Here is a 14,263-nt window from a genome sequence, read left to right as displayed (position 1 = left end):
GTTCGGGGCGCTTTCGAGTCGCTTTCGCTCTCAACCGCGCATTTATCAATATACTCACCTTCCCAGGAAAAGTCAACACCTTTTCTCAAATCTTTTTTCCACATTCACTCAATCCCCCTCCTCATCTACCTTTCGCCCTCCTAAAACCTCCTTACAACTCTTCCCTCTTAGCGATTTGGGGTTGTTCCTGCTGATCATCAGTTGTTGGGTAGTGGATTCTCGAGACTGGGATCAGTGTGATTAATGGAGATAGAACTTTCCCTTACTCAGAAAGCAAAAAGCACTGTCCTGATGGGGTCAAGGCAGCGCTGATGGTTATGTCACTGGACAAAGGGGATTAACGAATATATTCCTTGAGGATGCTGTTGCGGTTGGGATGACGCAGTTTCCGTAGGGCTTTGGCTTCGATTTGACGAATGCGCTCCCTGGTGACGTTAAAGATTTGCCCAATTTCTTCTAGGGTTTTCATGCGGCCGTCATCGAGGCCGTAGCGCAGGCGCAATACGTCCCGCTCCCGGGGGCTGAGGGTATCAAGGACGTTTTCGAGGTCTTCCCGGAGAAGATTTTTGGATACTTCATCTTCGGGGGTTTCGCCGTCAGCTTCGATGAAGTCCCCTAGGCGGGAGTCTTCTTCTTTCCCAATGGGGGTTTCCAGGGAGATGGGGAGTTGGGCTGATTTGGCGATGAAGCGGAGTTTTTCGATGGTCATCTCCATTTTTTCGGCGATTTCTTCCTCGGTGGGTTTACGTCGCATTTCCTGGGAGAGGAGTTTGGTGGTTTTTTTGATGCGGGAGATAGTCTCGTAGAGGTGGACCGGGAGACGGATGGTACGGGATTGGTCGGCGATCGCCCTGGTGATAGCTTGGCGGATCCACCAGGTGGCATAGGTAGAGAATTTGTAACCCTTTTCGTGGTCAAATTTTTCAGCGGCTCGGATTAATCCCAGGGAACCTTCCTGAATTAGATCTTGGAATGATAGACCCCGGTTCATATATTTTTTGGCAATGGACACCACCAGCCGTAGGTTGGATTGCACCATTTTGTCCTTGGCCCGGCGATCGAGAAAGAGGCGACGACGGAAGGCGGCAAAATTTTTGTTGGGCTGTTGGCTCCATTCGTTTTCCAGACTCAGTTCGTTGTCTGGATTGGCAAGATAACTATCTATATCTTTCTTTTTCGGTTCTTTTTTCTTGTCGGCGACTAATCGTTGCTTAGCGGCTTCCAACTTCCAAACCTGTTTACCCCATTCCAGTTCCGAGGGCTGGCGTTCTAGTTGGAGGGTGAGGTTGTCCCGAATTAGCTCAAGTTCGAGGAGGTCAGCAATTTGGCGAGCTAGTTCAATTTCTTCTTCGGCTCTGAGCAGACGAATGCGGCCAATTTCCTGGAGGTAGATGCGGATGGAGTCTTCGGTATAGGGTTTCTTTTTAACCGCGTCCTTACGAATTTTGCGGACTTTTTTCTCCTTCCCTTCGGTAGCGGCAACTTCCTGTTCTAAATCCTCTACGTCAACATCATCGTCGTCAATATCATCAGTGTTAATGTATTGGCTTAGTTCTATTTCTTGGTCTAGTTCAGGGGATTCAGCTTTGGTGAGTGGCTCTTTCGTCTGGGTCATGCCGTTTTCCTCGTTAACTCCTAAGTCGTGTACAAAATTAGATGGTCAGTCAAAGTTGAGGCCACCCCTAGGCGTTGCTAGATGATGTGCGCTCGGTCAGTCTATTGATTCAGGGTTCTCTAACTTCTTCTTGGGGAAAAACAGAATGCAAGGATTCAGGCGTAAGAGTGTTAGAGAAGGCTAGTCAGCGGTAGAGCTTGATGAATCAGTGAAAAAAGACTTCATTGATTGTAGCCTCGATAACAAAAAAATGGGACTCAATTGTGGTCTGACCACAACTTTTTTTCCCATTGCTTGTTAGCGGGGGCAAGAAGGTTAAAAATCATTGCCGATGATTGACCTAAAAAGGGTTGGGGCTTCTGCCTCAACGGAATTTTCTGCATGATAGTCGCTTTTTTGATTTTTTTTTGCAATTGGTGTGGAGAATTTTGCCTAGTCAAGCTTTCATTACTAATTAGTGGACTTTAGTGGAGTGGGGAGATATTGATCGCCAAAAAATTAACGGGGTCGATGACGGCGATCGCCAGGTAATGGGGGCAGTCAGGGAGGGGGATTGCACCTGATCGGCTAGAATACCTCAAAGAAAATCAAGTCTTTGAAATTATCTTTGGAGAACCTTTATCAATGTTTAATACCGCTTTACTTTTAGCCCAGGCTAGTCCCACCACCGCTGGTTGGAGTCTTTCAGTGGGCATTATCATGTGCCTTTGTAATGTGTTTGCTTTTGTGATTGGTTACTTTGCGATTCAAAAAACCGGTAAGGGTAAGGATCTGGCCCTGCCTCAATTGGCATCGAAGAAAACCTTTGGGTTGCCGGAGTTGCTGGCTACCATGAGTTTTGGTCACATTCTGGGAGCCGGTATGGTGTTGGGTCTGGCCAGCAGTGGCATTCTTTAGAAAAAAATCAAGCATCAATATTTTGCGTGGAGGCATTGACCGTGGTGTTTTCCCAGGGCTTTGCCAAAATTTTTTCTAGAGTTTGAACATTAGCCATGGGTCACTGCCGTTTTTTATCAGCTTGCCTCACTGGGATTTTGCTTGTTCCCCTAGTGGCGATCGCCCCTGCGGCCGCTGGTCGGATCCAGTATTGTTATCCGGTGGAAAAAAGCCGGACTTTACGGGATCCTGGCAGTCATCCCCAAGCCTATGACGATGGCTACCGGGAGGGAGCGGCGGCGGCCAGGGAGAAAAAACCCTTTGAACCCCGCTCCGCTGGGGGAGAATTTGCTCGGGGATTTGAGGATGGTTATTACGGCAGAACCTACGGCGGTCAGCAAAATGTGGTGCCGGATCGCACTGACACCTACACCACCAATCAGTGTCGGACCTATGAGTACAATGATGGCGATGCGGTGGAGCAAACCTTAAAGCGGGTTTTGGATGACTTCCAACGGGATTTGCGGCGGGACTGGAATATTAATGTGAGATAACCATGGGGAGTTTTGACCCGCTAACATTCGTCTTGCTTAAGGCCCCTAAGCTGGACTGAAACCGCTAATCTGGGAAGACAATCTTTTGGGAGTTGGGGATATGGGGGCAAATCAGTTCGATGTGGTGGTGGTGGGCTCTGGAGCGGCGGGGCTATATGCCTGTCTTTGTTTGCCAAGCCATTACCGTGTAGCTCTGGTGACCAAGGCGGAACTAAAAACGGGAGCCAGTGATTGGGCCCAAGGGGGCATTGCGGCCGCCATTGCTCCGACGGATTCTTCCCAGGCCCATTATGAGGATACCCTGGCTGCTGGAGCTGGTTTGTGTGATGGGGAAGCGGTGGATTTTTTGGTGAACCATGCCCCCCAGGCGATCGCCGAGTTGGTGCAGTTCGGTGTTAGTTTTGATCGCCATGGCCAGGATCTGGCTTTAACGTTGGAGGCGGCCCATTCTCAACCGAGGGTACTCCATGCGGCGGATACCACCGGCCGGGCGATTGTGTCGACGTTGATGGAACAGGTGCAAGCCCGGTCCAATGTGGAAATTTTTTCCCAGGCGATCGCCTTGTCTTTAAATATTGATCCAATAACGGGCCATTGTCGGGGTATTCAGGTTTTCGTTAATCAAACCATTGCAACTTTCCATTGCCGAGCGGTGTTATTGGCCACGGGGGGCGGCGGCCAGGTTTTTGCCCAAACCACCAACCCAAAAGTTAGTACTGGTGATGGCATTGCCCTCGCTTGGCGATCGGGAGCCCAGGTGCGGGATTTGGAATTTTTTCAATTCCATCCCACAGCTTTAACTAAACCGGGTGTGCCCCATTTTTTGATCAGTGAAGCGGTGCGGGGGGAAGGGGCCCACTTGCTCGATCGCCAGGGGAAAAGATTTGCTTTTGATTACCATCCCCGGGGGGAACTAGCTCCCAGGGACGTGGTTAGCCGGGCAATTTTTCAACACTTAGCCAACACAGAAAAAGATCCTACCCAGGCCACCGTTTTTTTGGATCTGAGTCCCATTGAACCGGAACGCATCCAGCGACGGTTTCCCAATATTATTCGCCGTTGCCGCCAGTGGGGGGTGGACATTTTCCAAGAACCGATTCCCGTTGCCCCAGCGGCCCATTATTGGATGGGGGGCATTACCACCGATATCAATTGCCAAACCACCATTCCAGGGTTGTATGCGTTGGGGGAAACCGCCAGCACCGGAGTCCATGGAGCTAATCGCCTAGCCAGTAATTCTCTGCTGGAATGTATTGTTTTTGCTAGCCAATTAAGGAACCTGAGTTTACCGCCCGTTGCCTCCAGTGACCTTAATGTTAATCAATCAACTGCGGTGGAAATTCAGCTAGACACCGCCAATGATCTAGTCCTCCTCAACCATTGGCGCAGTGAACTGCCCCGCTTGATGTGGCAAACCGCTGGTATTTGTCGCCAAGCCGAAACCTTACAAACGGCGATCGCCAAATTAGAAGAATGGCAAGAACAATGGCAACAACTCAGCAGTAGCAAACTTTTAGCCCACCTACCAGAGGATCAAAAAATTAGCTTAAGCGGCCCTGGGTTAGAGGAATTTGTACAGTTGTGGGCCGAAACCCATAATTTGCTGGATATAGCCCAATTGATTTTGACCAGTGCTCTTTTTCGCCAGGAGAGTCGGGGAGGCCATTACCGTTTGGATTACCCTGACACCCAAGCCCAATGGCAGAGCCACACCGCCATCGAAGGCGCTAAAGTTTTCCTCCAGCCCAGGCAAAATCAAGTCAGCGTCAATGGAATGTAAATGATCAACAAAAACTAGCCCAAACGGGGAAAGTCCGACGGCGGTACATCTTGCCAGCGGCCGTTACCCACCGCCCGGATTGCTGTTTCCAATTGAATATCGCCAGTATAGAGAGCTTTGCCAATGATGACTCCGTTTACCCCCAGACTTTCCAGGCTGAGTAGATTCAAGAGGTCTTGTACTTGGCTGACTCCCCCCGATGCAATGACAGGAATGGTTAACTGACTAGCTAGTTGCCTTAGGGCTTCCAGGTTAGGGCCCGCCATGGTGCCGTCTCGGTGGATATCGGTGTAGATGATGGCCGCCGCTCCTAGTTTTTCCATGCGCTGGGCCAATTCCCCCGCCTCCACTGTGGAGGTTTCCAACCAGCCCCTAGTGGCCACTTTGCCGTTACGGGCATCAATACCCACCACAATTTGCCCAGGAAATTCCGTACATAATTCCCCCACTAAATCGGGATTTTCCACGGCGATCGTGCCTAGAATGACTCGGTTTACCCCTAAATCCAGCAACTGCTTTACCCTAGCCCGGTCCCGCAGGCCGCCCCCCACCTGTACGGGGATATTTAGGCTTTCCACGATTTTGGCGATCGCCGTTAGGTTAACCGGTTGACCTTCCTTGGCGCCATCAAGATCTACCAAATGTAAACGACTTGCCCCCTGGGCCTGCCACTGCTCAGCCACCGCCACCGGATCTTCGTGATACACCTGGGATTGGCCATAATCCCCTTGATAGAGGCGCACGCATTTACCCTCTAGAAGATCGATCGCCGGTAGAATTTCCATCACTTTAACCTCCTATTTTGTAGACTTTTCAGTAGTCTCTGTTCCCTTGCCCAATGGGATAACAGGGCACAAGACCATTGACTTTAACTAATCTTGGACGTACTCCGCGCCCCCAACCAGGGCCAGTTCCGCCCGCATTAACTCCCGCCCTAAGTAGGCAGCATGGTTAAGCATAGTCACTGGACAGGGGTCTAACTCCTCAAAAATTTTCACGCACAACTCCTTGGCAGTGTGCCCCGTTAAAGTCAGAGTGGGCAGCCTTTTCTTTCCCCCCTGACAGGCAATTACTTCCCCCGTTTCTGGATCCACCGCCAAACCCTGGTCATTAATGTCATTACTGTAGTGTTCCACCTTCAACACCGCGGCTTCCCGCTCTACCATGACCAACCAGTACCCGGCCGGATCTAAGTCAATGTGGCGTCGGGAAAGTTGATCATCAATGGATTTAACAGTGTTGATTAGAGCAGGCATAGAGCATAAAGCAAATTAAAAGGCACAGGTTTCGATCCTACACCACTTCCGCTGCTTCCCGAGCAGAGTAAGCAGACCAGCATTTGCTATGATTAAAAGTTTGCAGAGCACCATTCAATCGCAGCAAGGAGATAGTTACATGGCTCGTATGTATTACGATCAAGATGCCAATCTTGACCTCTTAGCCGGAAAAACCGTGGCTATTATCGGCTATGGCTCCCAAGGTCACGCCCATGCGCTCAACCTCAAAGATAGTGGCGTTAACGTGGTCGTCGGGCTGTACGGTGGCAGTAAATCCGTTGCCAAAGCAGAAGGGGCCGGACTAAAAGTTTTATCTGTAGCTGAAGCGGCCAAAGCGGCGGATCTAATTATGATTCTCCTGCCCGATGAAGTGCAAAAATCCGTTTACGAAGCAGAAATTGCCCCTAACCTCGTTGCTGGCAACGTGCTCCTGTTTGCCCACGGCTTCAACATTAACTTTGCCCAGATTGTCCCCCCCGCCGATGTGGATGTGGTCATGGCCGCTCCCAAAGGCCCCGGTCACCTCGTGCGTCGTACCTACGAACAAGGCCAAGGAGTTCCGGCTCTGTTTGCCGTGTACCAAGACGCCAGTGGCCAAGCTCGGGACTATGCCATGGCCTACGCTAAGGGCATTGGGGGCACCAGGGCTGGTATTTTAGAAACCACTTTCCGGGAAGAAACCGAAACCGATCTTTTTGGCGAACAAGTGGTGCTCTGCGGCGGTCTGACTGCTTTGATCAAAGCGGGATTTGACACCCTGGTGGAAGCTGGTTATCAGCCAGAATTGGCCTATTTTGAATGTCTCCACGAAGTTAAATTGATTGTGGATTTAATCGTAGAAGGTGGCTTGGCCAAAATGCGAGACAGCATTTCCAACACCGCTGAGTATGGTGATTTGACCAGGGGACCCCGCATTGTCACCGAAGAAACCAAGGCAGAAATGCGGCAAATTCTCGACGAAATCCAATCGGGTCAGTTTGCCCGGGAATTTGTCTTGGAAAACCAAGCTGGTAAACCAGGTTTCACCGCCATGCGTCGTCGGGAATCGGAAGAACTGATCGAAGAAGTGGGCAAAGACCTACGGGCTATGTTCAGTTGGTTAAAAGACCGCTAATTGCTTTTCTCTATCCTCAGCCCCGGGATTTTTGCCAGCCTTGGCCCCGGGGTTAACGTTAGGATATTAGTGGTAGTCAAAAATTTTTAGCTGAGGTTAGCAAGCGATGGAACTCACCCTAAATAATGTGGAAACGGTATTGGATGAACTCCGTCCCTATCTGATGGCCGACGGTGGGAACGTTGAAGTGGTGGAGCTAGATGGCCCCATCGTCAAAGTGCGTTTACAGGGAGCCTGTGGAGCTTGTCCCAGTTCCACCATGACCCTAAAAATGGGCATTGAGCGCAAATTAAGGGAAATGATTCCGGAAATTTCTGAAGTTGAGCAAGTCCTCTAAGAAAGGTTGAAGAGTCATCGTCGGGGTTTATGCACTCCTGACTTTTGATGGCTAAGTTCCATCTTCCCGAACTAACCAATGATCTAATCAGTTTGGGGAAGGAAGCATCCTTGTTAGCCATAATTGGGGCAGAGGCTGAAGCTGGCCGTGCTCCTTTTTGCCGTTTCCCCGAAGAATGGTTTATAATCAAAGACGCATAACAAGGGGCCGCAATGGTTTCGACAGGTTGGCGAAAGCTTGCCCGTGATGCAGGTCGAGAGTGAGTCTCCTCTCGTAAATCAAAGGCTCAAAAAAAAGTAACTGCGAATAACATCGTCAGCTTCAAACGGGTAGCCGTAGCAGCCTAGTCTGTAAAAGCTACATTTTCTTGTCAAAGACCGTTTACTTCTTTTCTGACTCCGTTAAGGATTAGAGGTTAACCCCAACGGATGCTTTGTTTGGCTCTTCTCTAGTTAGCTAAACAACCAAGACTTAGACTAGAGCATCCCACCATCAGGGATAATCGATGGTCCCCGTCCAAGGGCTAGAAGGACTAAACCTGTGAATGAACGGAAAGTTAATACCCAGTTTGGACAGCAGTTCAATTCTGCTCGGCTCCATTTACTGAAAGATTGTTCTGAATATCTAGAAAACCTTTAGGGGGGCACAACGGACGATAATGCCGGTAGTCCCGCTTATTTTTTGGGCTAAATTTTGTAGGGTCTGACCATCAACACATTTAATTTGAGTCACAGGCCGATCGCCGTAGGGATTACCAGTGTGATTGCCCCGGCCTTCCAGTTCCCGTTGGAGGGGTTTGGGTCTGGTGGGGGTATTGAGTTGTACCTCCCGGGGTTTAATTACGGACAATAGTTCTAAGTAACGATGTTCGGCGGCCTGGTCCCAGGGTTGTAGCACCATGGTTTGCACCGACAATTCCCCCGTAAATTGCTGTTGAAAGGCTTTAATGCCGGTCAAAATTCCTTCTAGGCTAACGTCGGCGATCGGTCGGTTAATTTTTTGCAACTGGGTTGGCCACAGTCCATCTAGCTTGACGGAAACCTTATCTGCTAGGGATAGTTCCTTCCTTACCTGGGCATCATTTAACAATGTGGCATTGGTAAGTACCAGGGTTAGTCTACCAGTTAGGGTTTTAATGCCCTGGATAATTTCACCCAAGTTTTTGGCAAGGGTTGGCTCTCCGCTCCCGCTCAGGGTAACTACATCCACTTGCCAAGGCGCAAATTTATCCAGTTCCACCAAAATGTCGGCAGTGTCAACAAAAATCTGGCGATCGCCGCTGAGATGTTCAATTTCCCCCAGTTGACAGTAAACGCAGTTAAAGGAACAGGTGGAGATTGCCCCAATGGGATCGATGCCGAGGGAACGGCCATAGCGCCAGGAAACTACTGGACCATACACCGTGGGGAAAATTACGTTCATCGAAAAAAGTTGAAATTAAGCAACCAGTAACAGCATTTTGCTCCAGGGAATTCAGTCTTTGCCCCCTTGCAAAAGGCCTTTGGCTCTTTGGCCATGGTACACGATGGTAGGGAAAGCAAAAATTGCACAAAAAAAGCCCCCAACAATGGGGGCAGAATATTTTAGGACAGTCAAAGTCACATATTGGACTAGGCGGCGGCTTGCCGTTCCTTGGCTTCTTTGATCACTTCCTCGGCCACGTTGGTGGGACAGGGAGCGTAATGATCAAACACCATGGAGAACTGACCCCGACCGGAAGTCATGGTGCGTAGGTCGCCAATGTAGCCGAACATTTCACTCAAAGGCACATCAGCTTTTACCCGTACCCCCATCACGCCGGTTTCTTGGGATTTGATCATGCCCCGACGACGGTTTAAATCACCGATGACATCCCCCATATGATCTTCTGGGGTGAATACATCCACCGCCATGATCGGTTCCAAAATTTGGGGTTTAGCTTTGGGTAAGCTCTGACGATAACCAGCTTTGGCTGCGATTTCAAAGGCGATCGCCGATGAGTCTACAGGGTGGAAGCCACCATCGGTGAGGGTAACTTTCAGGTCCACCACGGGATAGCCCGCCAATACTCCTTTAACCACACTCTGGTCAAAGCCTTTTTGTACCGCCGGCCAGTATTCCCGGGGCACGTTACCGCCGGTTACTTTGGACTCAAATTGGAAGCCAGAACCGGGTTCCCCAGGCTCCACGGTGTAATCAATTTTGGCGTACTGACCAGAACCACCGGACTGTTTCTTGTGGACATAGGTGTCGGATATTTGTTGGGTGATGGATTCCCGGTAGGCCACCTGGGGTTTACCCATTTCCACTTCGACGCCGTGGGTGCGCTTGAGAATATCCATTTTGATATCCAAGTGCAGTTCTCCCATCCCTTTAATAATGGTTTCACCGCTTTCTTCGTCGGTTTCCACCTGGAAGGATGGGTCTTCCTGCACCATTTTGCTCAGGGCCATGCCCAATTTTTCGTCCATGCCTTTTTTCTTGGGTTTAATGGCAATGGAGATTACGGGGTCGGGGAAGACCATGGGTTCCAACGTCGCTGGATTTTTCGGGTCACAGAGGGTGTGGCCTGTTTGCACGTTTTTCATACCCACGATCGCCACAATGTCCCCAGCCTGGGCAGACTCAATTTCTTCCCGGGAATCGGCGTGCATTTCCACCAAGCGGCCAATGCGTTCTGTTTTGCCGGTGGCGGTGTTGAGCACGGTGTCCCCTTTGCTCAGGGTGCCGGAATAGATCCGGGTGAAGGTAAGAGCGCCGAAACGGTCATCCATAATTTTGAACGCCAAGGCCCGCAGGGGAGCTTCTGGGTCAACAATGGCAAAACTGCCGGTTTCTTCCCCTTCTAGATCCACTTCCGGTTGGGGAGGTACTTCCTTCGGGTTGGGCAGGTAGTCCACCACCGCATCTAGCACCAGTTGTACCCCTTTATTTTTGAAGGAGGAACCACCATAGGTAGGGAAAAAATCTAGCTTACGGGTGCCAGTGCGGATACACCGTTTGAGGTCGTCGATGCTGATTTCTTCCCCTTCCAGGTATTTTTCCATCAAGTCATCGTCCTGTTCCACCGCCGTTTCGATCATCATTTCCCGGTAGGTGGCCACATCATCCACCATATCGGCGGGCACATCGGTGATTTCATATTTTTCTGGATCGCCGGAGTCATCCCAAATGTAGGCTTTTTCCGTCAGGATATCTACCACGCCGACGAAATCATTTTCCGTACCGATGGGGAGGGTCATCACCAGGGGTTTGGCCCCCAGTACGTTTTCCACCTGCTTAACTACCCGGTAGAAATCTGCCCCGGTCCGGTCAAGCTTGTTGATGTAGATTAAACGGGAAACTTTAGAATCGTTTGCATAACGCCAGTTGGTTTCCGATTGGGGCTCCACACCGCCGGAACCACAGAATACTCCCACACCGCCATCCAGCACTTTGAGGGAGCGGTACACTTCGATGGTGAAGTCTACGTGACCAGGGGTGTCAATAATATTTAATTGGTGTTCTTTCCAAAAGCAACTAGTGGCCGCCGATTGGATAGTGATACCCCGCTCCGCTTCCTGATCCATGAAGTCCATGGTGGATTCGCCTTCGTGTACCTCGCCGAGCTTGTGGATTCTCCCGGTTAACTTCAAAATCCGTTCGGTGGTGGTGGTTTTACCCGCATCTACGTGGGCGAAAATACCAATATTGCGGTAACGAGTGAGATCTTTTTCCATAGGAATTTACGTGTAAATTTAGCCAACAGCAAACAAAGGGGCGGTTGGATGTATAGGTTATGGGGTCGTGTTGTTTGCCGGTCGGGGTTCTGGGCCTTAGCTAGACTTTATGCCACAACGACAGGCCAAAGGAGAGGCCTATTTGAAACAGCCACAATTGTAACAATTGTAAATTATATGTGCCCCAACGGAGTCCCCAGGGCGAGAAGGCGATCGCCGAACTTCACAAAAAATATGTACCAAAGATGTTTTTCCTTAAAACCTGATTTATCCTGATCAGCAAATTCGGTTGAATCTGGGTCAAGCCCTCACCGGTGAGCGCATGATGGATATGGATGTGGAAGCAAAATTAGACAGGGCAAGGAATTTGCTCAATGAGTTGGGCAACGCCGTCTCGGGATTGGTAGGGGTTGCCCCGAATGCGTTAAAAGTAGCAAAGAAATCCTACCTAGTCACGATTTAGACGCTGGTTTGTATGTAATTTAAAGACCCAATTGTCAGTCAACTCCTAACAAAAATCTTTGCTAAATTTATGACCTTAATGATTCGACCAGCGACCATTGATGATGCAACAAGCTTGGCTCAATTAGCGGCAACGACCTTTCAAGATACCTATGGTAAGGCCACCGCTTCCGCTGATTTGGAGGCCTATCTAGCCCAAACCTTTAATCCTGAAAAAGTACAAGAAATCCTAGCAGATGATCGGCAATGGTTGTTAGTAGCAGAATCTCAAGGGGAATTAGTTGGATATGTCCATCTGTTTGATCATTCAGCACCTACTATGGAGACTGAATTGGCAACCCCCACCGTCGAATTAGTTCGTCTTTATTTACTGACGACATGGCAACATCAAGGGTTAGGCAATCAATTGATGCAGGCCTGTTTGGATTTAGCCCAAGCTCAAGCCTTTGCCAGCGTTTGGCTAAAAGTGTGGGATCACAATACTTCGGCGATCGCCTTTTACCGGCGTTGGCAATTTCAAAAAAAAGGAGAAGTGCCCTATCCGGTGGGTAATGCTATCGGCACAACTTGGATTATGGAACGCCCCCTCTGAAATTTTAGAATTTCAAGTCAGTTATGTGGGACTAGCAATGAGCGTTTAACGATATAAACAAAGGGCTCGGCAAAGTATATTTTGATGGTATATCGCTCTTCTATCAGAAAAGGGAAGATAGAAGAATGATAATGCCCCTATGGAAAAGTTGGGGGAAGACTTGGCAAACCGATTCCAACTTCTATCCTGAACCGTCGCAGATTTCAACCTGCTTGAACACTAGGACAAAGATGGGCTAATTGACACTCCCCACAGAGGGGTTTGCGGGCAGCACACACCGCCCGACCATGGTAGATGATGTGGATGGAAAAATTTTCCCAATCTGGCTGGGGAATCAGTTTCATTAAATCCCGCTCAATGCGAATGGGATCGGTTGCTTTGGTTAACCCCAACCGTTGACTGAGGCGTTTAACGTGGGTGTCCACCGTTACCCCAGCGAGGATACCGAAGGCGTGGGCTAACACTACATTGGCCGTTTTGCGGGCCACCCCGGGCAGGGTCAATAACTCTTCCATCCGTTGGGGTACTTCCCCGTCAAATTCCTCGACAATTTTGCGGCAAGCTCCCTGGATATTTTTAGCTTTATTGCGGAAAAAGCCGGTGGAATGGATTAATTCTTCAATCTCCTGGCGATCGCCGTAGGCCAGGGCCGCTGCGTCGGGATAACGTTGAAACAGGGCCGGGGTAACCTTATTGACCCGTTCATCGGTGCATTGGGCCGAAAGGATGGTGGCCACCAAAAGTTGCACTGGAGTTTGATAATCCAAGCTACAGGTGGCACCGGGGTAGAGCCTTTTGAGAATGAGCAGAATTTCCGTTGCCCGTTGTTTTTTACTGGCCATTTTTCGTAACAAACTACTCATAGCCCGTAAAGGAAGGCAAAAACTCCTGCACAAAGGTCAAATTCAGGGTATCCCGCACAATTAAAAACACCCCCAAGCTCAGCAGAAGCACCAATCCCGTTTGCATCACTCCCATCTGGAACTTTTCCGGTAGGGGTTTGCCCAGGAGTCCTTCAATCAACAAAAACACCAGTTGACCACCATCCAAAGCGGGCAGGGGCAGAATATTAATCACCGCGAGGTTAATGCTAATCAGGGCCCCAAATTGAAATAGGTTACTAGCATCGGAGCGGGCAATGTTAGCGCCATACTCAACAATTTTCACTGGCCCCGCCACCTGGGAAGCATTGTCGGCAAAGTTACTGGCCAACTGCCAAAAGCCTTGCCCCGTCAGCTTCACAATCCGTTCAAAGGCTTCAGCGCTATAGGTTAAAGCTTCGATGGGATTAGCGGCGCGTTTGGTTTCCACATTGGGCAACAAAGCGACACCAATTTTACCGTGACCTTCAGCATCTTGACTGGGGGTAATGGTTAGGGTTTTAGTCTCCTCTCCCCGTTGCACTTCCAATGTGATAGGCACCGACGGCGATCGCCGCACAATGTCGATAAACTGCGTAGTGGCATCGGGAAAACCCGGTAAAGCCTTGCCCTGGAGGGAAAGCACAATGTCCCCCGGCTCCACCCCGGCCGTCTGGGCCGCTGAAGCACTGTCCACCTGGGGAATGACCAAACCAGGTTGAATATTCTGAAAACCAATGGTACTCACCTGGCCGATGAGGAGAAAGTAAGCAAAAACTAAATTGGCAATTACCCCGGCACTGATCACAATGGCCCGGTCAAGGATGGGGCGATTTTTCAGCAAATCGGGATCGTCGGCGGGAATTTCACTGTCTGGATCATCATCGGGGAAAGCCACGTAGCCCCCCAGGGGAATGGCTCGGATGGAATATTCCGTTTCAGCACCCTGATATTTCAACAGCGGTGGCCCAAATCCCAAGGCAAATCGAGTTACATGGATGCCCTGTAAACGAGCGGCCGCAAAGTGCCCCAACTCATGCACTGCAATTAATAATGCAAGTACTCCGATCGCCGCCAACGCCGCTAAAACTGACATAA

At 49.9% G+C, this 14,263-nt stretch carries 14 protein-coding genes and 1 other RNA gene; 8 read left to right on the top strand and 7 right to left on the bottom strand.

What is annotated here, in order from left to right; all coding sequences use genetic code 11:
* Positions 1-337 precede the first annotated feature (337 nt).
* Positions 338-1,615 (bottom strand): RNA polymerase sigma factor RpoD, encoded by a 1,278-nt coding sequence (gene rpoD / locus IQ217_RS12170; RefSeq protein ID WP_194020143.1) that lies wholly within the window; start codon positions 1,613-1,615, stop codon positions 338-340.
* Between the two features lie 624 nt (positions 1,616-2,239).
* Here rpoD and psaK point away from each other — a divergent pair.
* The 3 genes from psaK (at position 2,240) to nadB (ending at position 4,825) form a co-directional block, all read left to right on the top strand.
* Complete coding sequence (gene psaK / locus IQ217_RS12165) at positions 2,240-2,512, top strand: photosystem I reaction center subunit PsaK (protein WP_014407161.1); 273 nt, start codon at positions 2,240-2,242, stop codon at positions 2,510-2,512.
* A gap of 95 nt (positions 2,513-2,607) precedes the next feature.
* Positions 2,608-3,045 (top strand): hypothetical protein, encoded by a 438-nt coding sequence (locus tag IQ217_RS12160; RefSeq protein WP_194020142.1) that lies wholly within the window; start codon positions 2,608-2,610, stop codon positions 3,043-3,045.
* A 100-nt stretch (positions 3,046-3,145) separates the two neighbouring features.
* Positions 3,146-4,825, top strand: a complete 1,680-nt coding sequence (gene nadB / locus IQ217_RS12155) for an L-aspartate oxidase (protein WP_194020141.1) — start codon at positions 3,146-3,148, stop codon at positions 4,823-4,825.
* Positions 4,826-4,839: 14 nt separating this feature from the next.
* Here the strand turns inward: nadB and hisA are convergent, their stop codons facing one another.
* Both hisA and IQ217_RS12145 read right to left on the bottom strand, forming a co-directional pair.
* A complete protein-coding gene (gene hisA / locus IQ217_RS12150) occupies positions 4,840-5,610 on the bottom strand; it encodes a 1-(5-phosphoribosyl)-5-[(5-phosphoribosylamino)methylideneamino]imidazole-4-carboxamide isomerase (RefSeq protein ID WP_194020140.1) in 771 nt (256 codons plus the stop codon).
* Positions 5,611-5,697: 87 nt separating this feature from the next.
* Complete coding sequence (locus IQ217_RS12145) at positions 5,698-6,081, bottom strand: DUF4346 domain-containing protein (protein ID WP_190598884.1); 384 nt, start codon at positions 6,079-6,081, stop codon at positions 5,698-5,700.
* Positions 6,082-6,115: 34 nt separating this feature from the next.
* Here IQ217_RS12145 and ilvC point away from each other — a divergent pair, with 34 nt between their 5' ends.
* The 3 genes from ilvC (at position 6,116) to ssrA (ending at position 8,155) form a co-directional block, all read left to right on the top strand.
* Positions 6,116-7,216 carry a ketol-acid reductoisomerase gene (gene ilvC / locus IQ217_RS12140; RefSeq protein WP_420826687.1) on the top strand — a complete coding sequence of 367 codons (1,101 nt, stop codon included), beginning with the start codon at positions 6,116-6,118 and terminating at the stop codon, positions 7,214-7,216.
* Between the two features lie 106 nt (positions 7,217-7,322).
* On the top strand, positions 7,323-7,553 hold the full coding sequence (locus IQ217_RS12135) for a NifU family protein (RefSeq protein ID WP_190598882.1): 231 nt from the start codon (positions 7,323-7,325) through the stop codon (positions 7,551-7,553).
* A 203-nt stretch (positions 7,554-7,756) separates the two neighbouring features.
* Positions 7,757-8,155, top strand: a transfer-messenger RNA (tmRNA) gene (gene ssrA / locus IQ217_RS12130).
* A 22-nt stretch (positions 8,156-8,177) separates the two neighbouring features.
* Here ssrA and IQ217_RS12125 read toward each other — a convergent pair.
* On the bottom strand, positions 8,178-8,975 hold the full coding sequence (locus IQ217_RS12125; protein ID WP_194020139.1) for a radical SAM protein: 798 nt from the start codon (positions 8,973-8,975) through the stop codon (positions 8,178-8,180).
* Between the two features lie 188 nt (positions 8,976-9,163).
* Entirely contained in the window at positions 9,164-11,251 is a 2,088-nt protein-coding gene (gene fusB / locus IQ217_RS12120; RefSeq protein ID WP_194020138.1) for an elongation factor G variant FusB, read from the bottom strand.
* Positions 11,252-11,540: 289 nt separating this feature from the next.
* On the opposite strand from fusB, the gene IQ217_RS12115 reads away from it, so the two are divergent.
* Positions 11,541-11,714, top strand: coding sequence for a hypothetical protein (locus tag IQ217_RS12115; protein ID WP_194020137.1), 174 nt, complete (start codon positions 11,541-11,543; stop codon positions 11,712-11,714).
* A 69-nt stretch (positions 11,715-11,783) separates the two neighbouring features.
* Positions 11,784-12,305, top strand: coding sequence for a GNAT family N-acetyltransferase (locus tag IQ217_RS12110; protein ID WP_194020136.1), 522 nt, complete (start codon positions 11,784-11,786; stop codon positions 12,303-12,305).
* Positions 12,306-12,508: 203 nt separating this feature from the next.
* Here IQ217_RS12110 and nth read toward each other — a convergent pair whose 3' ends face one another.
* Both nth and rseP read right to left on the bottom strand, forming a co-directional pair.
* Positions 12,509-13,168, bottom strand: coding sequence for an endonuclease III (gene nth / locus IQ217_RS12105; RefSeq protein ID WP_194020135.1), 660 nt, complete (start codon positions 13,166-13,168; stop codon positions 12,509-12,511).
* Positions 13,161-14,261: an RIP metalloprotease RseP gene (gene rseP / locus IQ217_RS12100; RefSeq protein ID WP_194020134.1), complete on the bottom strand. Its 1,101-nt coding sequence runs from the start codon at positions 14,259-14,261 to the stop codon at positions 13,161-13,163. Before rseP ends, nth begins: the two co-directional genes overlap by 8 nt.
* Between the last annotated feature and the right edge of the window lie 2 nt (positions 14,262-14,263).

Source organism: Synechocystis salina LEGE 00031, from assembly GCF_015207985.1.
Classification (GTDB): domain Bacteria; phylum Cyanobacteriota; class Cyanobacteriia; order Cyanobacteriales; family Microcystaceae; genus Synechocystis; species Synechocystis salina.
This window is presented reverse-complemented; position numbering and strand designations above follow the sequence as displayed.

What these genes read in the sequence shown, in the direction of transcription:
- rpoD (WP_194020143.1), bottom strand. Translation starts at nt 1,615, where the DNA reads ATGACCCAGACGAAAGAGCCACTCACCAAAGCTGAATCCCCTGAACTA.
- psaK (WP_014407161.1), top strand. Translation starts at nt 2,240, where the DNA reads ATGTTTAATACCGCTTTACTTTTAGCCCAGGCTAGTCCCACCACCGCT.
- IQ217_RS12160 (WP_194020142.1), top strand. Translation starts at nt 2,608, where the DNA reads ATGGGTCACTGCCGTTTTTTATCAGCTTGCCTCACTGGGATTTTGCTT.
- nadB (WP_194020141.1), top strand. Translation starts at nt 3,146, where the DNA reads ATGGGGGCAAATCAGTTCGATGTGGTGGTGGTGGGCTCTGGAGCGGCG.
- hisA (WP_194020140.1), bottom strand. Translation starts at nt 5,610, where the DNA reads ATGGAAATTCTACCGGCGATCGATCTTCTAGAGGGTAAATGCGTGCGC.
- IQ217_RS12145 (WP_190598884.1), bottom strand. Translation starts at nt 6,081, where the DNA reads ATGCCTGCTCTAATCAACACTGTTAAATCCATTGATGATCAACTTTCC.
- IQ217_RS12135 (WP_190598882.1), top strand. Translation starts at nt 7,323, where the DNA reads ATGGAACTCACCCTAAATAATGTGGAAACGGTATTGGATGAACTCCGT.
- IQ217_RS12125 (WP_194020139.1), bottom strand. Translation starts at nt 8,975, where the DNA reads ATGAACGTAATTTTCCCCACGGTGTATGGTCCAGTAGTTTCCTGGCGC.
- fusB (WP_194020138.1), bottom strand. Translation starts at nt 11,251, where the DNA reads ATGGAAAAAGATCTCACTCGTTACCGCAATATTGGTATTTTCGCCCAC.
- IQ217_RS12110 (WP_194020136.1), top strand. Translation starts at nt 11,784, where the DNA reads ATGACCTTAATGATTCGACCAGCGACCATTGATGATGCAACAAGCTTG.
- nth (WP_194020135.1), bottom strand. Translation starts at nt 13,168, where the DNA reads ATGAGTAGTTTGTTACGAAAAATGGCCAGTAAAAAACAACGGGCAACG.
- rseP (WP_194020134.1), bottom strand. Translation starts at nt 14,261, where the DNA reads ATGTCAGTTTTAGCGGCGTTGGCGGCGATCGGAGTACTTGCATTATTA.